The sequence below is a fragment of the Mesorhizobium sp. WSM4898 genome, from assembly GCF_029625845.1.
Classification (GTDB): Bacteria; Pseudomonadota; Alphaproteobacteria; order Rhizobiales; family Rhizobiaceae; genus Mesorhizobium.
Genome location: NZ_JARTVQ010000002.1, coordinates 44224 through 65505, shown reverse-complemented (window position 1 = coordinate 65505; position 21282 = coordinate 44224). Strand labels below are relative to the sequence as shown.

Below are 21282 nucleotides of genomic sequence, written 5' to 3'. Positions count from 1 at the left end.
GTCACCTGGGCTCAAATACGGATGGAATAGGAGAGGATGCGGATGGGATCTGTTCATCATGACCCGGTTGGCGAACCGACTTTTGAGCCGATGATCCAGATCGACATGGAAATCAAGACTTTTGTCTCCGCTTGGAAACACTGCGATTATGTCTCGACGTACATCGCCCGGATGATCAGTCAAAACAGATCAGACTCGGTGCGGCATTCGAATCTCTTTTCCTCTGCGTTCAACGAATTACTGGAAGTCGCCTTTCGTACCCGCCACGCCGACGGCGAACTGGCATGCAGGGTGTCTCGCTATGGCGCCACGGACAGGATCGAGCTGACATTTCCCTGCATGCCGGAGGAGCGCCAATTCTACGAAGAAGCCGTTTCGCAAGTCGCGGGATTTGAGGCCAAGGAGCGATATCTCAATTCTGTGTCTGGGGATCTGGCGCCCAGCCGGGAGGTGGTACTCCTGGAACTGGCTGTCGACTACAACGCGGCACTCAGGGTCGAGGAAGCCGACGGCGATGCGATCACGCTCGTCGTGGATCTTCCGCTTGAGGGCCTGCAACATTGAGCCCTTACAACCTGCACGCGCGCTTCAAGGCGCAGTACGATGCGAACAACCAGGAGTTCTCAATATCTGGGGTGGTCCGGCCTCAGGCGATCGATGAGCTTGGGCCCAGCCTGGCATTGCTCCGCGATGCGATCGGCCGAGTACGCGGCGTTCTCTACGTCAATGTCAGGCGCTTGGCGCAGATGAACAACGCTGCATTTTACGCCTTTTCGAGGATCATCATCGATGCCTGTCGCGCTCGACCCGATCTCAAATTTGTTGTCATCACGTCGAGCGTCGTCGGATGGACCTCGCGAAAATTCGGTCGGCTGAGCGGAATCGAACCGAACATCGCGGTCGAGGAGTATGACAGCGAATTCTATCCAGGGCAGGGCTTCCTCGAGGAAGGCGGGTTCGTTCCAATCCTGCGCACGCAGACAAAGATGACCTGGCGCCACGAGCGTGCAATCCTGCCGCGACATGGCATGAGACCCGGGATCGTTATGGCCGACATCTGTTGCGGGATCGGCGATTTCGCCGTGCTCGTGCAGAAAGAGTTCCAGCCGTCGCGGATTGTCGCCCTCGACCACTCCATATCAAGCCTGGACTACGCCCGACGCGTGATGCGGGAGTTCGATATCCGGGGCATCGAATATACTTATGGCGATGCCTCGGAAATGCTGCTCGACGAGGAGCAGTTCGACTTGGTCACCTGCCGACATTCGCTTCAAATCTTCAATCGACCGGAACTCATCCTCAAGGAACTCTACCGCATATGCAAGCCAGGCGGGCGGGTCTACATCACCAACGAGAAGAATTCGCATTGCCTCGGCGAGCCGCGCGCCGAAAGCATCCGTTGGACATACAATGAAGTGGCGAAGCTGTTCGCGCATTTCGAAATGGACGTCGAGCTCGGGCCCAAGAGTCGGCGATATCTGATCGAAGCCGGATTCGACGACATACGTGTCGAGACCTTCACCGTCACCAACTTGGACGGAGATCCGCAGGACTTCGCCGATGTCATTGTCGCCTGGGCCGATGTCTATGCCGGCGAGATGGCCATCAAACGCGGCGACGGGCCGGAGTTCGTTGCACGGTTCCGGCAGGGTTTCCAGGATCACATATTCGCAGCGCTACACCCCAAGGGTTATGCGGGTTGGCCGATCTGGGTCGCATCGGGGCGAAGGCCGCAATGAAAGCCGACGATCAGCCTACACCGCGCTTCGGCCTGCGCTCCTTCCGGGCGAAATTCGTCTTGGTCGTCGGCGGCGCCGTGTTGTTCGACCTCTTGCTGAGCGGTGGCCTTGCGCTCTGGAACGTTCAAAAGCTGTCGCGCGACGCCACGTCGGAAGTCGGTGAGGGCCTGACCACCGCAAACCAGGAATACATTCGCTCCTATGCCGACTCGACAGCGTTAAGCGTCGACCTCCTGCTCGATCGAGTTCATGGGGACGTGAAGGCGCTGGCCGGCGTTCTGCAGGCCCAGACCGACCATCCGAGCCGGCAGCGACAGGTCGGAGCAACCCTTTCGCAGGAGGCACCCGGCTCGGTGAAGGTCGTCTATGACGCGAAGGGCGATTGGGCGCAGAACCTGCCGGGCGCGCCTTCCGTGATTAGCGTCTGGGGCTACTTGCTGGGCGCCGACCACACGCCGTTGCCGAGCGTTGAGCAGGAAATCGAAGACAGTACCGTTCTGGATCTCGTCGCGCCGACCCTTATGGCCAGCGGATCGCCAAAACTGCAGATGTACTATATTGGTCCGAAGGAACGCCCGATCTTCAGGACGGTACCGTATACGGACCAGGCACAGACCTTCGACCGACTCTATCCGGGCCACAACAAGGCGGAGTTCTGGGAGTTCTTCTTTCCGGGGATCTACGGGTCATGGCAGCAATGGGCGAGTGATCCAGCCTCACGTCCAGTCCCCGACGACATCACTCAGACAGCGCCCTACACCGATGCGATCACGGGAAAGCTGATCGTCAGTTTCTTCCACCCGCTGTGGACGCGCGACCGTACCGGCATCGCTGGTGTAGCGGGTGCAGACATCACTCTCGATCAACTCGCGGAAGTCGTCGAGCGCGTCAAGATCGCCGAAACCGGGTTCGGCTTCCTCACCATGTCGACCGGCAATGTAGTGGCGATCAATCCATCGGGCGAGGCGATCATAGGCCTGACTTCATCCAACGATGCGGGCACGCAGGGCGTCACCGGCCTGGAGAGGTCGCTGCGGGGAAGCACGCAGCCGGCCATCGCGTCGCTGCCGCTCGACCAGAACAATGACGGTGTCATTCAGCATATCATGCTCGACAACAAGGGCGAACACGTACCCTACATAGTTGTCCTCAAAAGATTGAAGCCGACCAATCTGTGGAGCTCGGGACCGATCAAGTCTGAAACGATGTCGGTCGGAATCGTCGTTCCAGAACGCGAAATCTATGCGTCCCTGGTCGCCGCGCAAAAGAGTATTTCTCGCGCGACCAATCGTATTCTGCTCTTTCAGGTCGCCGCCATCGTCGTTTCGCTTCTGATTGTATTTGCGGCAGTGCTCGGCATCTCGAAGCGGATCACGGCCGGCCTCAGGGCGCTTGCCAGCGCCGCCCAGAGGCTACAGTCCAAAGACTATTCGGTCCGCGTTCGCGTTCCAACGCGCGACGAGGTTGGAGCGGTCGGGGTCGCCTTCAACCGCATGGCCGAGCAGATCAGCTTTCACACGGAAAACCTCGAGCAACTCGTCGACGAACGCACCAGGGAACTCGGCGACGCAAATCAGGAGATTTCCGCGCTCAACGAAAAGCTGCGGGACGAGAACGTCCGTCTCGGCGCCGAACTCGCGGTCGCCAGGCAAATCCAGATGATGGTCCTGCCGAAACCGTTCGAACTCGAAGCGATTCCGGGGCTGGAGATCGCGGCCTACATGCGGCCGGCCGACGAGGTGGGCGGGGACTACTACGACGTCCTCCAGAACGGATCACGGGTCAAGATAGGCATCGGCGACGTGACCGGTCATGGTCTCGAGAGCGGCGTGCTGATGCTGATGGTCCAATCCGTTGCACGCGCGCTGCAGGAGGCCAACGAAGGCGATCCGCATCAGTTTCTGGTTCGTCTGAACAGGGCCATCTACAAGAACATCGAGCGGACGAACACCGACAAGCATCTCTCGCTGGCCTTTCTTGACTTTGAGGACGGGCGGGTAACGCTATCCGGCCAGCACGAGGACATTCTCGTCGTGCGTGCGGATGGGGACGTCGAACGTATCGACACGCTCAATCTGGGTCTGCCCGTTGGCCTGGAGAACGACATCTCGCAGTTTGTTGACACGCGAGACATCGTGTTCGGGAGCGGCGACGTAATCGTGTTGCACACCGACGGTGTGACCGAGGCGGAAGATGAAGACAGAAGACTGTTCGGGTTCGATCGCCTCTGCAAGAGCGTGCAAAAGCGCCATGGCAGGAGCGCCGAGGACATCAAGACCGGGATCATCGAGGATTTGATGGCTCATATCGGAATCCAGAAGATCCACGACGACATCACACTCGTGATCATAAGGCATACGTAGGATGACAGCGCTGTTCGGTACGCCTGACATTGCAATCGGGATGAAGGGGAGCGTCAGTCGCGTGCGGCTGTTCGACGGACCTCTCGACTTGAGTTGGCGTCATTGCGCCACGACCTCGGACTTCATTGCCGATCTTTTCGCGTTGCGCTTTCAGTCGTCGCGCAATGACTACATGGAGGTGCGGCATAGCATCGGATATCTGGTCAACGAACTCATCGAAAACGCCGTCAAGTTCCGCGCACCAGGCGAAATCGTGGTTGAGGCGTCGATGGATTCGGAGTGCTTCAAGCTGAAGGTGTCGAATGACGTCGATGGTGAAATCGCGTCCGAGTTCCAAAGCCTTCTGGCGGACATCACGGTTGGCGACCCAAAGGACCTGCTGATACAGCGGATTGAGGCGAATGCCGCGAACCCCGACGTGGGGAGCTCCGGGCTTGGATTGCTGACGTTAATGAGCGACTATGGCGCGCGCTTGGCCTGGATATTCAGCCCCGCCGATGAAAACGATCGTATTTGCCTGGAAACATATGCCTCCATTCCGATCTCGCAAACTCACAACTAGATGAAGCGAAGCCAGATATGGAAATCAAGACAGACGACTACCGCGTGTGGACTGAGGGAAGCGATATCTTTTTCGACGGTGCAATGCGGCTTGCCAGTTCCGAGGCAGGTGCGCCGATCACGGCTTTGGCGACCAGTGTTCTTGCCTCAAATCCCGCTTCCATCACACTCAATTTGAAGGACCTTCACTTTCTCAACTCTTCCGGCATCAACCTGCTGGCGAAATTTACCATCGAGGTGCGCAAGCATCCCGATGTTCGACTTGTCGTGCGCGGAACGCCCGACATACCCTGGCAATCGAAATCATTGCCGAACCTGAAGAAGCTGCATCCCGCTCTGGTGCTTTTGATGAACTAACGTCAACGCGTCTCGATCGAGCCATTGCCCGCGAGGTGCCCGCCGTCGGATGATTTCCAGCTGATATTCGGGACTGTCAGATCAGCAGCAGGCCCTTCATCGAGGCATTGCCCTTGCGGCCGATGATGATGTGGTCGTGCACGGCGATGCCGAGCGGCTTGGCCGTCTCGATGATCTGCTTGGTCATGTCGATGTCGGCGCGCGAGGGCGTCGGGTCGCCGGACGGATGGTTATGCACCAGAATGATCGCGCTGGCGGAAAGTTCGAGCGCGCGCTTGACCACCTCGCGCGGATAGACAGGCGTATGGTCGACCGTGCCGGTCTGCTGCACCTCGTCGGCGATCAGCCCGTTCTTCTTGTCGAGGAAGAGAATGCGGAACTGCTCGCGGGCCTCGAAGGCCATGGCCGAGCGGCAATAATCGAGAAGCTGCGTCCAGTTCGACAGAACCTCGCGGCCGCGCACTTCGCCGCGCGCCATGCGCTGCGCCGTGGCGGCGATGACCTTGAGATCGGTCGCCACCGTCGGCCCGATGCCCTTCACTTCCTCGAGCAGGGACGCCGGCGCGCCGAGCACTTCGGCAAGCGAACCAAAGCGCGCGATCAGCGCCTTGGCGATCGGCTTGGTGTCGACGCGCGGGATCAGCCGGAAGAGAAGCAGCTCAAGCAGTTCATAGTCGGGCAGGGCGTCCGCACCGCCGGCCAAGAAGCGTTCGCGCAGACGATCACGATGGCCGTGGTAGTGCGGCTTCTCAACAGGCGCCACCTCTTTCTTCGGCGGCTCTACCCAGGCTTCAGAGAAAAACGCCCGCTCGTCCTCGACTTTTCCCATCGCCCGCCCACATCGCTGATCGAAAGAAGACCTTGCCAGAGACTAAAGCATGATTCTGAAACGCGAAACGGTTCTCGATCATTTCAAGAAAGTAGCCGGGAGCGTTGCTGGGACATATCAAGACGCCGTGACGATGAGGGCTGCATCGCCTATTGGCGAGCGTTAAACATGAGCACCTTCGGCAGCCTGCTTCTTCACCGTTCTTGCCCCGCTGACCGAAACAGCGATGCCGAGGACGACAAGGGCGGTTCCGAGAATGTGGATCGTCGTGATGGTCTCACCGAGAAGAAGAAACGAGAGCGCGAGTGCCGCGACCGGCAGCACTGCCATGAACACGCCAGCCTCTCCGCCGCTGGCGCGCGCGGCTCCTGAATACCAGAGCCAGAAGCCGATCACGGTGGGAAAAATGCTGATATAGACTGTCGCCAATAGGGCGGCAGGTGCTGCTGCAACGGTGCTAAACGCGACAAGGGCAGCGGCGAGCGGCAAGGTCAGCACCAGTGAAATGCTGCTCATCAGCGCCGCGAGATAGAGCGGCGCCAGCGGCTTGCTGATTCTCTTGTTCAGGATAGCAAACAGTGCTTCGCCGGAAACAGCGAGGACCACCAGCAGGTTACCCGCCAGCAGCTTCAGATCGAGGCCAAAGCCCTTGGCAGAGGCGACATTGACAAGAAGTGCGCCTGCCGTGACAGCGCCGATGGCGATCCATAGCTTGGCGCCAAGCCTCTCCTTCAAGGCCAGCGTTGCAACGAGGGCAGCCAATACAGGCAAAAGGCCGTGGATGACGCTGGCATTGGCACTCGTCGTCAAGGTCAAGGCGAGGATCATTAGAATGCTATAGCCGGCGCTGCCCGCGGCCGCCTGAATCATCACAATCATATATTCCTTTGCCAAGAGCCGCGACCGCGGCGTGCTTGTCAGGAAGACGAGTCCCCAGAGGATCGGCGTCGAAATCAGGAAACGCAGGGGAACGGCGAGGAAAGGGTGCATGCCGCCGGCAATGATTTTCGAGGCCACCACGCCGGATCCGACCAGCGTCATGGCTATGGTCATGAGGGCGCCTGCAATGATGCGTTGCGAATCCATGTGTTAGCCTACGGTATAGGGGGCGCGCGAACGCGCCTCCTTCAGCGCAAGAGCCCACCACTTGAGTTGGTGGAGCATGGTTTTGACAGCGCCGGAGCTGCGCTTCGGATCGAGCGGGCCCGCACCATCAGCAAAATGCTCCCACACCCCGTGAAAGCTTACTGCGTCCCGGACGGTGACGGCGTGGAGCTCGGCAAATACCTGCCGAAGATGTTCGACGGCCCTCAACCCGCCGGAAACGCCACCGTATGAAACGAAGCCGACCGGCTTGGCGTGCCACTCTTCAGTAGCCTGGTCGATAGCGTGCTTAAGATGACCGGGCATGCTGTGATTGTATTCGGGGGTGACGACAACGAAGGCGTCTGCCTTGGCGAGCTTACTCGTGAATGCCTTCATCGCCGGTGTCGGCTCCGCCAAGTGCCGGCTGGGCAGATCAATGTCTGCAACATCGATGCGGGAAAGCTCGAAATCGCCCAGTCTCTGCGCCTCCTGGGCAAACCAGTGTCCGACCTTGTCGCCATAGCGTCGTTCCCGCGTGCTGCCGATCAGCGCTGCGAGCTTGAGCCGTTCAGTCACTTCGCTCTCCTGTCTCAGGCCAGGAAACTGATGACACATCGGGGCGATCGATGGGATTGCTAAAAGTTGGCGCTTTCTGATCTAATTGATCGATCATGCTCGACGCGCTCACTCTCGATCAGATGCGGATGTTCCTGGCCGTGGCGGACGCGGGTAGCTTTCGCCTGGCCTCCATGCGGCTCGGTCGCGCCCAGTCGGCGGTAAGCCACGCGATTGCCAATCTGGAGACCGAACTCAAGACGGTCCTGTTCGACCGGTCGACTCGTCGGCCGACCTTGACCTCGGACGGACGGGCCCTGCTGGACGACTGTCGCTCGCTGGTTCTACGCGCCGATCTGCTGCGCGCGAAGGCGCAGGGTATGGGCAGCGGCATTGAAATCGAGCTTGCGCTGATGGTGGACACGCTTGTTCCATTGCCGGCCGTCGGCAGGGCTCTTGAAGCCCTCCACGCCACCTATCCGACGGTTGGCGTCCGGTTGCAGATAGGTACCCTTGGGGAACCGATCGATTGCCTCCTGCAGGGCACGGTCGACCTCGCGATAACGGTGGGCGAAGACCTGCGCGATTCGCGCCTGGAATTCGATTCCCTCGCGCCGCTGTCGATGGCGGCGGTCGTCGGTGCTGGGCACGCTCTGGCCTTGATAGCGAAGAAAGGCCGGGTGAGTACGCCAGAGCTGGCCGATCACATCCAGATCGTCCTGATGGACCCTTCTCCTCGCTCCCATGGCCGCGACTATGGCGTGCTCTCCCAGCGCAAGTGGCGGGTGGGTAGCCAAGAGGCGAAACTGGCGTTGATCAGAGCAGGCATCGGTTGGGGGCGGCTTCCACTTTGGTTGATCGAGCAAGATCTTGTCGAAGAGCGGCTCGTGCAGCTTTCAGCCGCTGCGCTTGGTGAAAATGGGACAACGAAGAGCTGGGTCTATCTTGCCCGACGGCTCGACAAACCCTTGCTGCCAGCAGCCAGGTGCCTCAGGTCCGCGCTTCTGGCCGGAGCCGGGCTTGGGAATCCTGCCGATGCCGTGCCTGCGGCAGACTAATCCGGCAAGCCGGGGCGGTCGAGCTTCTTTGGCGACAGCGTGAAGATCTCGCAGCCGCTATCGGTGACGCCGATCGTATGCTCGTACTGTGCCGACAGTGAACGGTCGCGCGTCACCGCCGTCCAGCCGTCAGAGAGCACCTTCACATGCGGGCGGCCGAGATTGATCATCGGCTCGACGGTGAAGATCATGCCGGGCCGCATCTCGACGCCTTCGCCGGCGGTGCCGTAATGCAGGATGTTCGGCGCGTCATGGAAAAGCTGGCCGACGCCGTGGCCACAGAAGTCGCGCACCACCGAGCAGCGCTCGGCCTCGGCATAGGTTTGGATAGCGGCGCCGATCGCGCCGGTGCGAGCGCCCGGCCTGATTGCGGCGATGCCGCGCATCAGGCATTCGTAAGTCACCTCGAGCAGGCGCTCGGCGGCGCGCTTGATCGTGCCGACCGGATACATGCGCGAGGAATCGCCGTGCCAGCCGTCGAGGATGTAGGTGACGTCGATGTTGACGATGTCGCCGTCCTTGAGCGGCTTGTTGTCGGGAATGCCGTGGCAGACCACGTGATTGATCGAAGTGCAGGACGATTTGGTGTAGCCGCGATAGTTGAGCGTGGCCGGCAACGCGCCGTGATCCATGCCGAACTCGAAGACGAAACGGTCGATGGTCTCGGTGGTGACGCCGGGCTTCACCATCGACACAAGCTCGTCGAGACAGCGCGCGGTGAGATCGCAGGCCTTGCGCATGCCCGCGAACCCTTCCTCGCCATAGAGGCGGATCTGGCCGGTGTTTCTCAAGGGGGCCGTTGCGGCGTCGAGATAGGTAACCATTCTTGTCCGTTCGCGGGTTGGCTCCTGACGCGAGCCGGTGCGGAAATTTTCTTCAGATTTGGCACTGGAAGCCGCAAGGTTCAAGGACGAAGTGCCTGCAACCGGTTTGCCGAGGGAATATTCGCTGGGCGGGCGCGTCTGGGTGTCGCAAAGCTTTCCTTGCACCATCCCTTGAGGTAGCCGGGTCAGGATGCAGGAGATTTACGCCCGTTGACGGCACCGGAACGCGCAAGATCGACGCTGCTGCCAAGCAGGACCGCGTGCTCGGCCCTGATGGCGCTGCTTGCGCTTGCGCTGGTGAGCTTCGCCCAGGCCGAGGTCTCCGCCTCGACAGCGTCTGCCCCGGGCGGCGCCGGCATCAGCGCGATGCGGCAGGGCGTAACGCTTGCCTGGCTGAGGATCGCCGGCAAGGCGCAGGCCCTCGAAGCCCGCGCCGGCCGGCCGCTGCCGGTAAAGCTCGTCAGCGGCAATCCCGCCATTCTCGCTCCCGCATCCGATTTCCTTGTCGCTGGCGGGCTTTGCCGCAGGCCGGCATCGCGCCTGCCTTTGTGGCCGCGCCGCTCTCGCATCCCAATCAGCCCCGCGCGCCACCAACCGCCTGAGTCAGGCGGTCGCTGGCCGCAGCTTCCTCACCTCAACTTTTCCTTGCGCGCCGCGACCTGGCGACGGCGACCGGCCGTCGGCAGGTTGCGTGGCGCGTCCATTGGACATTTCTCGATGCAACGTATCAAGACATTCAAGACACTCACGCGCGCTGCTTCGGCAGCCGCGTTTCTCGCCGTCCAGGCAGTCATCTGTATAGCCACTGTTTATTGGGCCTTAGCCGCAACGCTTCGCGTGGAAAGGACGGTGGCGTCGTGCTCGGCGTCGTCTTCGCAGTGCCGTCCGCCTATCTGCTGATGGCGGTCTCGCGCATGGCCTACGAGGCGGAGAGGGAGCCGGCGAACCGGTAGACGCAACCTCGACAGGGCGATGCCGGTTGCATCGCCCGGTCGAACGATGTGGCCAGAGCGCCGATCTGCCGCGGCAGTCGCCGGGCCCGCACCGCACTGAGGTCACATTCCTGCGTCAAAAGCCGGTCAAAGAACTTTTCAGAACGAACGGCGTCGCTCCGACTTCGCCAGTTCGGGAGACAGGGAATGGACAGACTGCAATTCGAGGTGCCGGTGCGCATCACGCCCGCGCCTGGCCTGCCGGTCGAGGAAATCTACAGCGTCGAGCAGGCGCTCGATTTCCTGCAGAATTGGCCGAAGCGCCGGCAGGGCAAGGTTTATGACGCCGCGTTTAACTCCTGCTTCGGCGCGACGGTCGATGTGGCAAGCGCCGAGGAAGCGTGCCGGGCCTTCATGGCCTTCTGCCGCGTCAGCGGTTTGCTTGCAAGGGACATGATGTTGCCGCTGAAGCGCGGCGGCAGCGCAAGAGGATTTCGCGAAGCGAGGGCGTGACGCGTCAACCGGCGAAAGATACCCCTCTGTAGTGCATTCCCACCTGCACGCCGCGAACGATCAACCTGGACAGGATCTCCATGTCCAGCGGCATATCCGGGCGCCACACATCAAGCAACAAGGCGATACGCGCCTGATCGGCGCTGTTCATGACCTCGTGCTCGAAAGTGTCGTCCCACAGCAGGCATTCGCCGTCGGCGATCCGCTTTTCCTCATGGTTGATCATCATGATCGTTGCCGGGCGGCCGTCCGCCAGTTTCGGAATGACAAGGCCGAGATGAAATCTCATGATGCCGCGAAAGGGGCCGCGGTGGGGCGGGATGTGCTTGCGCGGCGCCAGGAATGAAACAGCCGCCGATTTGACCTCGGGGCACTCCGACAGCAACCGGCTGAGGGTAGGCATCTTCCCAAGGTTTTCCGGGATCGTCATGTCGTAAGCCTTGAGCACGAACATGCGCCAATCGAGGCCGTCATTGGCCGAAATCTCGGCCTGTTCCGGCATGATGTCGTGAAAACGCGGCACCCGGTTCAGTTGCACCGACAGCGCTTCATCGCGAATACTCTGCCAGACGGCCGCGAACTTTGTGGCGTTGGGAAAATGCGTGGAGGCATCAAGAATCGCCGGTGCATCTATGCGTTTTTCATAGATACGACGCACCAGATCGCTTCCAAGATCGTAGACGTTCGACATCGCATCGCCTCGACCATGTTATAATATAGTGCACGATTGCTTTCAGCTATGGGTCACGGAGATTTGTTCCGAGGCGTCAGCCAGACGTTCGGTTTTGTATCACGCGTCTTGGATGTCATCTGCGGACCAGTCGTGACGCCTCGATGACTTCGGGCGTCGTGCTGTCGATCGTGGCGTCTCAGCGCCAGCGGCTGGTCGGCTGCAGCCGCCGTCGTGCACCTCAGGACACACCGGGGGCGATTGGGCCGCTGCGCGGCGTCCTGTGATCAAAGAGGTTGCCAGAACGCACAAAGCCCCGCCGGCAACTTGCCAGCGAGGCATTTGTTGGAACCCGATCGTCAATCAGTGGCGATCGTGTCCGCGGCCGCCGCTCTGGTGGCCGTTGTTTGCGGCACCCAGGCACTGGCTCCAGTAATCATCGTGATTGCTGCAAGAAGTGATGGTCTGCTGCTGAGCATAAGCCGCACCGGACAAGCTGAAAACCGCGACAGTAGCCAGAATTGCATTACGAATAATGTTGGTCATTTGAGTTTCCCTTTGCTCTGATTTCCGGCAGTGCCGGTCAACGCCGTTTTTGCAGCGATCATGTTTCGATCTGATGGTGCGCAATTTCGGCTTTGTTTCGAGGAGGCAACGGCACACGCTCCCTGGCGTGGGATGCCTGGGACAACTCCGATCACCTCAAAACCTTCTGACCAGCTTGGTTGTGTGCGAGCGTTTCAGGGGCAACTGTTTGGTTACAGCCCGTGAGCTTGCGTGCGACGCGGCGGAAACAATCATCGACCATCTAGTACCGATCGAAAGCAGCCGAAGATCGCTCGCGGGACGGCTTCGGCACATGGAAGGATGATGAGCCATGTCGATTTTAAAAACGCTCAACCGCATGGGAGCGGCCCTGAAATATGCGCATGATGCCCAAAAAACGACGCGGATGCTGAACAGCCCGCCGCGCGAAATGCAAATGGATTTTGGCTGGGCAGTTATGCCGACCACCAAATATCTTTCTTCCAACACTTGGGACGGTATCTGACGAAGTTTCAGCGTAGAGCCGGCTAAGCCGCCCTTGTTCGGCAGGAGGACAATTCCGCAGCGTGCCGATGCCGTCGCCGACGGAGCCGCAGAGGTCAAGGCGAAGCTGGCCCAAGTCGATCTTGCTGCGCGATTCCTGGCCCATACGATGGAAACCCTGCACGGCGATTCCTACCGGATTGAGATCGACCCACGCCACTGGCTTCGTCTTGGTTCGGGTGGAGAATGTTTGGCGGCGGAAATAGACGGGCTGCTGATCGATACTCTTCGGACGAGGCTCGGCTGCTCAGGTGGCCCGGCTATTCCTTGTACGGAACAATATACCTGACATTGCTGTCGCCGCGCGTAACCGTAACTGTCGTATAGCCGGCTGGCAAAGAGCCCGTGATGGTCGGATCGACGACCTGGCATCGGCCGACCATTCTTCCGCTAGGAGCGCCGGCGAGTTCAGCTTCCAATGTGACACGGCATTCGTTGAGGGAGGCGAAAACCCGAGGCGCCGTATTAAGCGGTTTGCAGATCGAAGCCTCGCCTGGGCTGCACAAAAGCAAAACCATCACCGCTGCGGTAGCCGGGTCCATCGTCGAAGCTCCTTTGTGGAGCTTTAAACGCTCGCGAAATCCCTTTGTTTCAGATGTCGCTAAAATACGAGGCAATTCCCGGCGACCTCGGTGGCCGGGCCTGTCGATCCTCGGGAACAAGACGCGTTAGTTCGCTGTTATTATTAGCAGAGGCTAATACGATGCCTTTTAGCGTCACCAGTGCGACTTCGGATGCTGTTCTCGAAGCCAGGAACACTGACGCTGAGATCCTTGGAATCGTCGACCTCGCCAACAAGACTGATGCCAAGATCGGCACCATGCGCCTGGGGCAAGCTATCCAGTTCGTTGCGAATGCATCCGTGCTTGGATACGGAGTTCGCGGAGCGATGGTGTTTTACGGAAAAGCAGGAACACCGAGCCTCAGGGCGAGAGAATGTGAGCAGTTGTGGGCGCTATATGGTTTCGCACTCCTTGAGCCATAATGTCTGGCTCGATGGAGCGCTGGAAGGCGTTCACGTTATGAAAAGCGCGAACGGATGACAGGAGCCGCCCACGGATTCTCAGAGCGGGCCATTTCGCGGTCACCGTCGGCCGTAATACGCAGTCGCTATTTGACGCTTATTGGATGATTTGCCGGGAGAGGGTGCTAAGTCGCTGACATCTGCTGGTACGCCCAAGGGGAATCGAACCCCTGTTACCGCCGTGAAAGGGCATGATTTTCGAGGCTTTGCGTTCGCGCTGGTTCGCTGAAATCCAGGATTTCTGGGCTTTTCATTCATTTCGGTTCGCTGCTGTACACCGGGGTTTATTCGACCTATATTCGACGTGTTTTCAAAACCGCAAGGCGGGAACACGATGGCCAAGACCCTCAGGGAAGCCCCGATCACCACTGCCAGCGCACGTTCAAAGTTGCCTGCTGGCGAATACGCTCGTCGCCTCGATGCCGATGCTGCGGTCTGGTATCGCCGGGGCAAACGGGGAGGGGTCTGGTTCGCTCGCTGGCGTAACCATGGGCCGGGCGCGAACTATCTGCAGGCGCCAGTCGGGCCAGCAAACGACGTCAACGACAAGCTCACGGACGGCGTGCTAACGTTCGCTCAGGCGGAAGCTCAGGCTCGCCAGATCGTCACCAAGGCCAGACAGGAAGCGAAGGCTGCAGCTGCCGGTCCTGCGCTGACCGTGCGCCTTGCTGTTGAAAGCTACATTGCCGAGCGAGATGCAAGGGAAAGCCGCAGGAAGGGCCGCCCGGTGCGCTCAGATGCCGGGCAACGATTGCGGCGCTATATACTCGGTCAGGACAAGCGAGGCAGTCGGGGAGCCGTGGCTGCGGCGCCGCTGGCCGATGTCGGCCTGCATGCTCTCAAGGAAAGTGACCTTCTGAACTGGCGCAAGTTGCTGCCAGACGATTTGAAGGGCTCGACCGAGCAGCGCCTCATCAACGACCTCAAGGCCGCTCTCAACGGCGCCTATGCTGCGCATCGGGAGCATTTGGATCCGACATTGCCGGCGGTCATCAAGCAAGGCCTCAAGGCTGAGAAGATGGACACCGACGAAGCAGCGCCGCTTGCCCGAGACAATCAGATCCTATCAGCCGCGCAAGTCGGCAAGTTGCTCGCCGCCGCTCGTGAAATCGACATCGAAGGGAATTGGAATGGCGATCTGTTTCGGCTGGTGGTCGTGCTTGCGGCAACCGGTGCCCGGTTCTCCCAGATCACCCGCATGAAGGTTGGCGACGTGCAGCGGGCACAGTCGCGCCTCATGGTTCCAAGCTCCCGCAAGGGCCGTGGCGGCAAGATCGCCAGTGTACCGGTGCCGGTCGGGAAGGATGTGATGGACGCGCTGCTGCCGGCAACGACGGGCAGGGGCAATGATGAGATCTTGATGGAGCGGTGGCGCAGCAAGCAGGTTGCGGGCTCGATTGGATGGGAGCGCGCCGGCCGTGGCGCATGGCAGTTCGCCAGTGAAATGCAGCGCCCTTGGTATGAGATCCGGGCCAGGGCAAAGATGCCGACCGTGATCCCCTACAGCCTGCGGCACAGCTCGATCGTGCGAGGCATCAGGGCAAATCTGCCGATACGGCTTGTCGCTGCGCTGCACGACACGTCTGTGCCAATGATCGAGCGCCACTATGGCCGATGGATTGCCGATGGCCTCGAAGACCTTGCGGCGGCGGCAGTGGTTCCGCTGGTGCCTGCCCAGAGCAATGGAAATGTCATCCAGATCGCAGGTCGGTCGTGACCGACTTGGACAAGTTGAGACTGCTGTACGTGCACTTCGGCATCGAGCCAACCGCCGACGGCTTCATCGGACTCCTGACGGCACTCCTGGTGAAACCCGAGCAGGGCTTTCGGCCGCACAAGCGCCACAGGAGTGGCCGTCCGCGGGACTACGGGAAAGACATCGCATTAATCCTCGATGCCGATCGCGTCATTACTGAGCGGCAGTGTTCCGATAGGGCAGCCGTGCGGATCCTGGTCACCTCGAGGCGATTCAATCACTGGAACGATGAGAATAGGCGGACGCTTGAAGATCGATTGTACGGGGCGCGCCGGGACGAAGAACTCACGCTCTTGGTGCAGAAGGCCCGCAAGGAAGCTCGCGCCCGAGGGGTCGGCCTTTATGTCGTCGGCCATGAGGGGAGCATTACCGTCGAAGCCCAGCAAATCCCGACTGAAGACCCAAGGGTGCAGGCACAGCCGCCGAAACGGAGCGACCCGCAGTCGGAAGACGAGTTGACGGCCGAAGAATGCGAAGTGCTGGCCGCAGCCAGAGCCATGTTCCAGGCCGACGGGGAGATTTCCAAGCGTGAGCGTGATGCCATGAGCCTGGCACGATCCCACTTGACCAAAGCCTATCGACGCCAATCGCCGCGATAGAGTTAAGGGCAGATCCGCCAAGGCTGAGCGGGCTTCCGAGCGCAAAGATCTCCAGCGGCAGATAGAAATCCAGCCCCACATGCGGGCGCTTTTTAATTTCCACGGAACTTTTTTTGCGCGTCAGAATTTTTTCGGCGCTCCCTCCCTACCGTCGTCCGCGATCTTTAACGGCTCGCGGAGCGTCGTGATGAACGAAATCGAGAAACTCGGCTTTTCCGTCGAGGAAGCAGCGAAAGTGTCCGGCATCGGCCGCACGCTGATTTTTTCCGCAATCGGCAATGGACAGCTTCTAGCCCGAAAATTCGGCCGGCGCACGGTCATCCTGCGTGAAGACCTGGAAGCGTTCCTTCGTGCGTTGCCCGCCCGGTCCCTGAAAGACCGAGACGGTATCAATGACAATAAGGCCTCGGCGAAGGGCGACGGCACGCTGACGGTGACCGGATGACGCTGCCTTCCTCCGGCGGGCTGAGCATCGCCCAGATCCTCGCCGAGACCGGCGACAGCTTCCATCCCGACTGATTTTTATGGCAAGTCATGGCGTCTTGTAGAACAGGTAGACGCGAGAACGGCAGGCACGTCGTTTGCTTCGATGACAACGATGCTGCACCCTTGTGGATCGGCATCGTTGCGTTAGGCAGCGTGGCTGACGATCTCCTCCGGCACGGCAACGGTGGCCTGCTCAGCGCGTCAGGCCGCGTCCAGCGCAGCACTTTGACAACGCAAGCCGGCGAAAAGCGTGAGCTGCAGATCGTGGCCGATGCCATCGTCAGCGCACGCATGGTGTGTCCGAGCGGCGGAAAGAGGGGAGCGGCATGACCAAGCACCCCTCCAAGATCGACGCGGCCGCCCGCTTCCTGGTCGCGACACCTTTCCAGGCCCGGCCGAAGCCGCTTCTCCCGGCGTTGCGAAAGACATTTGGCCTGAGCGCCGCTGAAGCGATCGAGGCCATTCGTCAGAGCCATGAACTGCGGAGGGCGACGTAGGTGCGGCCGGTCGTCAAACTCAACAAGGACGGCTCCGAGCGCCTGATGCTCGGCTACGTCATCTTGAAAGAGAAGCCGGCTCACAAGACAACCAAGCCCTTTTCGATTCAGCTTCTGCGCCTGCGTGAAGTCGAGAAGGTCATCAAGGATCGCCACGGCGGCATGATCCCGGATCCAGAAGATACCGACGATCGCGAAACCTGCCTCAACTACGTCAAGGCCGCGGCCTTTTCCCCATCGGGGCAGGACATGTTCAATTGGTGCCGGAAATGGGCGCCGTGGCTGCTCGATGCCGAACTCACTGATATTCTCGCTCAAGCCAGCCGTCACAGTCGCATGATGGCTGCGGATGGTGTCGCCGGGCTTCTGGCGGTGACGATGGCCGAGCGTGATCGGCTTCGGCTTAAGACGATCGGCGCGTGCGACATTTCCAAGGAGGAGCGGGCGAACCTCGCGAAAGAGCGGAAGCGGGACCGCGATCGAAGCAAGAAAGCGGAGGGCAGAAAGGCGCGCGGCTGCAAAGATCGCGAGTCCTACGAGGCCGAGTCCGCTGAGCATCTGGAGCCTTGGAACGCCGAGGGCATCAGCCGACGGACGTGGTTCTACAGGAAGGCGAGGACCGATTGCACAAGTCCGTCGCGAGTAGATGTTCCTAGGAACGGCGACACACCTGTGCAAAGGGATGCCAAGACGGACGGCGACCCAGTTGTGTCATCGAAGCAGGAGGCTGCGGCATGATCCTCCAGAGGGACGCACTGCCATCTCCCGTTCCTCGCTCCTTGCCACTCGCGGCTGGCGAAGCCGACCGCGCGAGAGGGTCTGGGGGATCATCCCCCAGCAGGGGTGCCAGGGGCTTGGGTCCCTGGGAGTTGCGACGAACGTGTGCGAGGAGGAAAGCAGCGTGACGAAAATGTGCAGACACAATGACGAAAAAGCATGTACGCACGTATGTACACAGGCCGAGATATTCCGTTCCCGATCGATCCGGAGATTCGTTTTATCCGGCAGACTGCGCGCATTCTTGAGCGCCGGCAGGGCGAACGTGCGGTGCGGTTCTGGCGGATGGAGTGCCAGCGCCTATACGCTCGGCTTCAGGTGCAGGGGCTGGCCGATGCTGAGATTCGGGCATACGTCGATCGTTTCGCCGAAGCCGTTCAGGCAGAAATGAGGCGAGCCGCCGAGGCCGAAAGGCAACGGCGCAGCTACGGTGGCGCGGCATGACCGTCGTCGTCTTTCAATGGTCCGGAGGCTAGGCTGTATCCGTTCGACGGGAGAAAAGACGCTCGCCAAGCCGACCCTCCGCTCGGCCCAGTCTTACCGAGGCCAGGTGACGGACGCCCTGATCCGGCAAATGTCGGCGCTGGCATTGGCGTGGCGGAGCAGGACCAACATCTCGGCGCCTTTCCAAGCTGCCATCCAGGCCGAGATCATTCGTCTCACTCATCGAATTAATCGGCGCCGGCGGGGATGTTGCGTGACGAGCCAGGCCACGATCGGGATCACACTAACCGCGAGAACCGAAACTGCGGCCTAGTGTGTAAACCGGACATGCGGTCAGGGAGGTTGAGGCGGAGCGAGAATTGGAACCCGGCATTCGGATTAGCGACGGCCCCCTTCGCGTCGATCTGAAGGCCGGAAGAGGCGCGCCACGGCAAAGGCCGCGGTCAGAGCCGGCGCGAACCGAAACGGAGGTAACGGCACGGCACCTGGCGAGCCGACGCAAGGCGACGAAGCTCGAAGCCAAGAGAGCGCAAAGGCGCCTATCTGTCGAGGGCGGAGGAAGACGGCACGGTGATGACGGTCGACGGAATCATCTCGAGGAGGTCCCGCGAAGAGTGCATAATCCGAGCGCGGCCGCGCATGCTCGAATGGTGCGATGGCGGCGGAGGGAAGGAAGCGCCGATAAACGTGCCGACTGCTTCGCCCCCAGCCAATCTGAAGAAATTGCGCGGCGCCTCGACTCCGGCCGGTGGTCGAACTAGCTGCGCCCTACGATTCCCGAGAAGAGCCTGGAACGGCGTCTTCGTGCCTTCTGCTGTCCTTCTCCCGGAATGAAGGGCTCTTCGATCTCTGCCTTGGTCGCCTAGTTGGCCTGAAGAAGGCACGGCAGATCAGACATGCACAGTGCAAGCGAGGAAATTCCTTCTGGAACCAACTCCGCAACCAGCCTTTTTCAGTCCGTGCGAGATAGTAGTCGATCGAACTCCCACATCTTTCCCCCTTGATCAGCGGGTTGCGTGTCGCCGCCAATCAGCAATCGTCGCTGCCCCGAGACTTCACCATCCTGCTCATGGGCCGCGGCCCCCCGCATGCGCTTTCAGAATTTATGGGGGCGCATGTGTGTACCTTGGGAACGGTATCAATGGAGAGCGAGGCCCATGAGCAACGAGGAAAGCCAGGTCAAATGCGCGCCACTTAAAAATCCGCGTCACCAAGCCTATGTGGATGGCCTGCCCGCCTATAAGGCGTACCTCGAAGCTGGCTACAAATGCAGTGTCCGGGCCGCTGCACAGTCATGGTCCCCTCCGGCCCGCGCCAAGCGCGAATGGACGCAGCTTTTCAATCTGATCAACCAATACATCTTCAAGTGCTTCACTGTCCTGTGCGAACTTGCTGTCATGTCGCCAGAGGGGAGAGGGAAAAACAGGCACAAGCTGCACGGCGTCAAGCTGATGCGCCCAAGCCTCATGCGCGATCGCCGAAGAGTCGCCGAGCGCTTGCAATCCGTGGGATACGAGATGCGATGCCTGCGCTGAAGGATGCACGCTGGGAGCAGTTTTGTCAGTTCAAGGCAGAAGGCATGCCGGCCTATCAGGCATACCTGAAAGCAGGGTACAAATGCACCGAAGAGGCAGCCATCGCCAACTCTGCGAGGCTGATGAGGAAGGATAACATTCGGGCGCGGCTTAAGGAGCTTATCGACGATCTGGCCGACAAGATGGTCGTGACGCGGGAATCGTTGGTCGCCGAGTACGATCAGATAATTGCCGCCGCACACCGGGAAAAGCAGTACGGTGCCGCAGCGACGGCTTTGGCGGCCAAGGCGAAGATCACCGGCCACGACATCCAGCGGAGCCTAAACGTCAACCTGACTGGCACCTTCAGCCAGCTTACCGACGACGAGCTGCGCTTCGAGGTGGCCTCGATGATCAACGAGGCGCGGGCGATCAAGGGCCAGCCGCCGCTGGCGCTGCCGGCGAAGAAATCAGAGCACTGAGAGTTCTATCTCCTGTTATGCCGGGTAAATGGGGGGCCAAGACGGCCTGGGGCGTGGGGTAATCCGGTTGGAGCCCTCTAGCTTTTCGGGTGGCCTTCGCTCCTACGGTGCGAACCCCTTGCGCTTGGTGAGGATGGGCCAGGTGACCTTCCCGCCGACCACGCCTAAAGCGCCCACATTGCGAGTGCCCTCTCCGCTCCAATCCGGTCGTCCCTGATTCTGAGGACCGCCTGCCGCGTCAAGCCCGTGACCTTGGCTATGGCTGATGCACCAGCCCCTGTACCCAGCATTGCAACCACCGTGTCGAATGCCTTACGGTCGTAGCTCGGCTTCCTGCCACGGTACGACCTGGGGTCGGACTTGGCGCCCTCAATGCCTGCCTTCTGGGCTTCCTTGGCTGCGACCGCCTGTGCTTCAGCCGTTGCTGCCATGAAGGCTATCAGCGCGTCCCGAACGGCCTGCTGGATGGGGTCTTTGGTCGCTCCGTCGAACACCATGGCATTGACAACGGTCTTGACCACCACACCCTCACGCATGAAATGCCGGATGCTATCCGACACGTCCCTATAGTCGCGGCCCAGCCGGTCGACCCAGCGCACCACAAGCGTGTCACCAGGACGAAGGATGTCGAACAGCCGCTTTCCTTGAGGTCGCTCCGCCAGCTTCGTCGAGATGCCGGATACACCATGATCGGCAATCTCTTGATCAATCTTGAAACCTGCCAGCTCGGCCTGCCTGCGTTGATGCTCAAGCGTCTGGTCGGCAGTCGAGACACGGGCATAAAAGACGGTCTTGGTCACAGGACGACATCTATCCGAAAGGGTTGTGTCCGTTGAATATCCTGTCGGTTGATCCAAGTCAACCCTAACGGACACTTCTTCGGACCCCATTTCCGTTGATCGATAGGCTATACCTCAGCGTACATTGCTGCGCTTCTTCCTCGGGGAATTTCGGATGGAGGGGCCACGAAGCGCCGCTCCTGCGATGGTCGGCACCTGGCTCTCGGCCTTGTGGCAGACCGGGGCAGGGTCGAGCAGTTCTCGTTTCGACAGTGCAGCTGGCTCGGCCTCATGAGGCCCGGGATGGCTGAACCCCAATTGGCGGGCTCGGCGCATCCACTGCGATGC

General features: G+C 60.4%; 27 protein-coding genes. 19 read left to right on the top strand and 8 right to left on the bottom strand.

All coding sequences use genetic code 11. The features are described from left to right. Positions 1–42: 42 nt before the first annotated feature. Genes P9228_RS07790 through P9228_RS07770 form a run of 5 tightly spaced genes read left to right on the top strand, consistent with a single transcriptional unit; the run spans position 43 to position 5020 of the window. Entirely contained in the window at positions 43–564 is a 522-nt protein-coding gene (locus P9228_RS07790; protein WP_095829875.1) for a ubiquinone biosynthesis methyltransferase UbiE, read from the top strand. Further along, complete coding sequence (locus P9228_RS07785) at positions 561–1739, top strand: class I SAM-dependent methyltransferase (RefSeq protein WP_127241307.1); 1179 nt, start codon at positions 561–563, stop codon at positions 1737–1739. Before P9228_RS07790 ends, P9228_RS07785 begins: the two co-directional genes overlap by 4 nt. Next, complete coding sequence (locus tag P9228_RS07780) at positions 1736–4102, top strand: SpoIIE family protein phosphatase (protein ID WP_278052951.1); 2367 nt, start codon at positions 1736–1738, stop codon at positions 4100–4102. The genes P9228_RS07785 and P9228_RS07780 overlap by 4 nt, the downstream gene beginning before the upstream one ends. Position 4103: 1 nt before the next feature. Further along, positions 4104–4664: an ATP-binding protein gene (locus P9228_RS07775; protein WP_170950193.1), complete on the top strand. Its 561-nt coding sequence runs from the start codon at positions 4104–4106 to the stop codon at positions 4662–4664. A 17-nt stretch (positions 4665–4681) separates the two neighbouring features. Continuing rightward, the gene (locus tag P9228_RS07770; protein WP_067000080.1) at positions 4682–5020 is read left to right on the top strand and encodes a hypothetical protein; all 339 of its coding nucleotides are present in this window, start codon (positions 4682–4684) and stop codon (positions 5018–5020) included. Positions 5021–5096: 76 nt separating this feature from the next. Here the strand turns inward: P9228_RS07770 and radC are convergent, their stop codons facing one another. The 3 genes from radC to P9228_RS07755 form a co-directional block, all read right to left on the bottom strand. Beyond that, entirely contained in the window at positions 5097–5849 is a 753-nt protein-coding gene (radC, locus tag P9228_RS07765; protein WP_095826131.1) for a DNA repair protein RadC, read from the bottom strand. A 162-nt stretch (positions 5850–6011) separates the two neighbouring features. Beyond that, complete coding sequence (locus P9228_RS07760; RefSeq protein ID WP_127248583.1) at positions 6012–6935, bottom strand: DMT family transporter; 924 nt, start codon at positions 6933–6935, stop codon at positions 6012–6014. 3 nt (positions 6936–6938) lie between these two features. Beyond that, positions 6939–7511, bottom strand: a complete 573-nt coding sequence (locus tag P9228_RS07755) for an NAD(P)H-dependent oxidoreductase (protein WP_278052950.1) — start codon at positions 7509–7511, stop codon at positions 6939–6941. A gap of 95 nt (positions 7512–7606) precedes the next feature. Between P9228_RS07755 and P9228_RS07750 the strand changes: the two genes are divergently transcribed. Then, positions 7607–8548, top strand: coding sequence for a LysR family transcriptional regulator (locus P9228_RS07750; protein WP_278052949.1), 942 nt, complete (start codon positions 7607–7609; stop codon positions 8546–8548). Here the strand turns inward: P9228_RS07750 and map are convergent. Together map and P9228_RS07740 are read right to left on the bottom strand one after the other, a co-directional pair. Further along, a complete protein-coding gene (gene map, locus P9228_RS07745) occupies positions 8545–9372 on the bottom strand; it encodes a type I methionyl aminopeptidase (RefSeq protein ID WP_067000098.1) in 828 nt (275 codons plus the stop codon). The genes P9228_RS07750 and map overlap by 4 nt on opposite strands. A 185-nt stretch (positions 9373–9557) precedes the next feature. Further along, on the bottom strand, positions 9558–9851 hold the full coding sequence (locus tag P9228_RS07740) for a hypothetical protein (RefSeq protein WP_278052948.1): 294 nt from the start codon (positions 9849–9851) through the stop codon (positions 9558–9560). 660 nt (positions 9852–10511) lie between these two features. Here P9228_RS07740 and P9228_RS07735 point away from each other — a divergent pair. Then, complete coding sequence (locus P9228_RS07735; RefSeq protein WP_095826127.1) at positions 10512–10817, top strand: DUF982 domain-containing protein; 306 nt, start codon at positions 10512–10514, stop codon at positions 10815–10817. Positions 10818–10821: 4 nt separating this feature from the next. Here P9228_RS07735 and P9228_RS07730 read toward each other — a convergent pair whose 3' ends face one another. Beyond that, complete coding sequence (locus P9228_RS07730; RefSeq protein WP_095826126.1) at positions 10822–11508, bottom strand: aspartyl/asparaginyl beta-hydroxylase domain-containing protein; 687 nt, start codon at positions 11506–11508, stop codon at positions 10822–10824. A gap of 342 nt (positions 11509–11850) precedes the next feature. Beyond that, positions 11851–12033: a hypothetical protein gene (locus P9228_RS07725; RefSeq protein ID WP_127325767.1), complete on the bottom strand. Its 183-nt coding sequence runs from the start codon at positions 12031–12033 to the stop codon at positions 11851–11853. A 331-nt stretch (positions 12034–12364) separates the two neighbouring features. On the opposite strand from P9228_RS07725, the gene P9228_RS07720 reads away from it, so the two are divergent. From P9228_RS07720 to P9228_RS07665, 12 genes are all read left to right on the top strand, one after another. Beyond that, a complete protein-coding gene (locus tag P9228_RS07720) occupies positions 12365–12538 on the top strand; it encodes a hypothetical protein (protein WP_095829885.1) in 174 nt (57 codons plus the stop codon). Positions 12539–12571: 33 nt separating this feature from the next. Further along, positions 12572–12865 carry a hypothetical protein gene (locus tag P9228_RS07715; protein WP_170950197.1) on the top strand — a complete coding sequence of 98 codons (294 nt, stop codon included), beginning with the start codon at positions 12572–12574 and terminating at the stop codon, positions 12863–12865. 414 nt (positions 12866–13279) lie between these two features. Next, positions 13280–13561, top strand: coding sequence for a hypothetical protein (locus tag P9228_RS07710; protein ID WP_067328039.1), 282 nt, complete (start codon positions 13280–13282; stop codon positions 13559–13561). Positions 13562–13934: 373 nt separating this feature from the next. Then, positions 13935–15317: an integrase gene (locus tag P9228_RS07705; RefSeq protein ID WP_278052947.1), complete on the top strand. Its 1383-nt coding sequence runs from the start codon at positions 13935–13937 to the stop codon at positions 15315–15317. Next, entirely contained in the window at positions 15314–15955 is a 642-nt protein-coding gene (locus tag P9228_RS07700; protein ID WP_278052946.1) for a hypothetical protein, read from the top strand. Before P9228_RS07705 ends, P9228_RS07700 begins: the two co-directional genes overlap by 4 nt. A 187-nt stretch (positions 15956–16142) precedes the next feature. Beyond that, positions 16143–16400: a helix-turn-helix domain-containing protein gene (locus P9228_RS07695; protein ID WP_179294621.1), complete on the top strand. Its 258-nt coding sequence runs from the start codon at positions 16143–16145 to the stop codon at positions 16398–16400. A gap of 164 nt (positions 16401–16564) precedes the next feature. Continuing rightward, positions 16565–16771 carry a hypothetical protein gene (locus P9228_RS07690; protein WP_278052945.1) on the top strand — a complete coding sequence of 69 codons (207 nt, stop codon included), beginning with the start codon at positions 16565–16567 and terminating at the stop codon, positions 16769–16771. Further along, a complete protein-coding gene (locus P9228_RS07685) occupies positions 16768–16938 on the top strand; it encodes a hypothetical protein (protein ID WP_179294620.1) in 171 nt (56 codons plus the stop codon). Before P9228_RS07690 ends, P9228_RS07685 begins: the two co-directional genes overlap by 4 nt. Further along, the gene (locus P9228_RS07680; protein ID WP_278052944.1) at positions 16939–17676 is read left to right on the top strand and encodes a hypothetical protein; all 738 of its coding nucleotides are present in this window, start codon (positions 16939–16941) and stop codon (positions 17674–17676) included. A gap of 198 nt (positions 17677–17874) precedes the next feature. Then, positions 17875–18159, top strand: a complete 285-nt coding sequence (locus P9228_RS07675; protein WP_278052943.1) for a DUF6074 family protein — start codon at positions 17875–17877, stop codon at positions 18157–18159. 1157 nt (positions 18160–19316) lie between these two features. Beyond that, positions 19317–19694, top strand: a complete 378-nt coding sequence (locus tag P9228_RS07670; RefSeq protein ID WP_278052942.1) for a hypothetical protein — start codon at positions 19317–19319, stop codon at positions 19692–19694. Beyond that, a complete protein-coding gene (locus P9228_RS07665) occupies positions 19682–20155 on the top strand; it encodes a terminase small subunit (RefSeq protein WP_278052941.1) in 474 nt (157 codons plus the stop codon). The genes P9228_RS07670 and P9228_RS07665 overlap by 13 nt, the downstream gene beginning before the upstream one ends. Positions 20156–20319: 164 nt before the next feature. Here P9228_RS07665 and P9228_RS07660 read toward each other — a convergent pair whose 3' ends face one another. Then, the gene (locus P9228_RS07660; protein ID WP_278052940.1) at positions 20320–20955 is read right to left on the bottom strand and encodes a recombinase family protein; all 636 of its coding nucleotides are present in this window, start codon (positions 20953–20955) and stop codon (positions 20320–20322) included. Positions 20956–21282 lie beyond the last annotated feature (327 nt).

Coding starts and splice junctions, on each gene's coding strand:
- P9228_RS07790 (WP_095829875.1), top strand. CDS start 43: ATGGGATCTGTTCATCATGACCCGGTTGGCGAACCGACTTTTGAGCCG.
- P9228_RS07780 (WP_278052951.1), top strand. CDS start 1,736: ATGAAAGCCGACGATCAGCCTACACCGCGCTTCGGCCTGCGCTCCTTC.
- P9228_RS07775 (WP_170950193.1), top strand. CDS start 4,104: ATGACAGCGCTGTTCGGTACGCCTGACATTGCAATCGGGATGAAGGGG.
- P9228_RS07770 (WP_067000080.1), top strand. CDS start 4,682: ATGGAAATCAAGACAGACGACTACCGCGTGTGGACTGAGGGAAGCGAT.
- radC (WP_095826131.1), bottom strand. CDS start 5,849: ATGGGAAAAGTCGAGGACGAGCGGGCGTTTTTCTCTGAAGCCTGGGTA.
- P9228_RS07760 (WP_127248583.1), bottom strand. CDS start 6,935: ATGGATTCGCAACGCATCATTGCAGGCGCCCTCATGACCATAGCCATG.
- P9228_RS07750 (WP_278052949.1), top strand. CDS start 7,607: ATGCTCGACGCGCTCACTCTCGATCAGATGCGGATGTTCCTGGCCGTG.
- map (WP_067000098.1), bottom strand. CDS start 9,372: ATGGTTACCTATCTCGACGCCGCAACGGCCCCCTTGAGAAACACCGGC.
- P9228_RS07740 (WP_278052948.1), bottom strand. CDS start 9,851: ATGGCGGGATTGCCGCTGACGAGCTTTACCGGCAGCGGCCGGCCGGCG.
- P9228_RS07735 (WP_095826127.1), top strand. CDS start 10,512: ATGGACAGACTGCAATTCGAGGTGCCGGTGCGCATCACGCCCGCGCCT.
- P9228_RS07730 (WP_095826126.1), bottom strand. CDS start 11,508: ATGTCGAACGTCTACGATCTTGGAAGCGATCTGGTGCGTCGTATCTAT.
- P9228_RS07725 (WP_127325767.1), bottom strand. CDS start 12,033: ATGACCAACATTATTCGTAATGCAATTCTGGCTACTGTCGCGGTTTTC.
- P9228_RS07720 (WP_095829885.1), top strand. CDS start 12,365: ATGTCGATTTTAAAAACGCTCAACCGCATGGGAGCGGCCCTGAAATAT.
- P9228_RS07710 (WP_067328039.1), top strand. CDS start 13,280: ATGCCTTTTAGCGTCACCAGTGCGACTTCGGATGCTGTTCTCGAAGCC.
- P9228_RS07705 (WP_278052947.1), top strand. CDS start 13,935: ATGGCCAAGACCCTCAGGGAAGCCCCGATCACCACTGCCAGCGCACGT.
- P9228_RS07695 (WP_179294621.1), top strand. CDS start 16,143: ATGAACGAAATCGAGAAACTCGGCTTTTCCGTCGAGGAAGCAGCGAAA.
- P9228_RS07685 (WP_179294620.1), top strand. CDS start 16,768: ATGACCAAGCACCCCTCCAAGATCGACGCGGCCGCCCGCTTCCTGGTC.
- P9228_RS07675 (WP_278052943.1), top strand. CDS start 17,875: ATGTACGCACGTATGTACACAGGCCGAGATATTCCGTTCCCGATCGAT.
- P9228_RS07670 (WP_278052942.1), top strand. CDS start 19,317: ATGAGCAACGAGGAAAGCCAGGTCAAATGCGCGCCACTTAAAAATCCG.
- P9228_RS07665 (WP_278052941.1), top strand. CDS start 19,682: ATGCCTGCGCTGAAGGATGCACGCTGGGAGCAGTTTTGTCAGTTCAAG.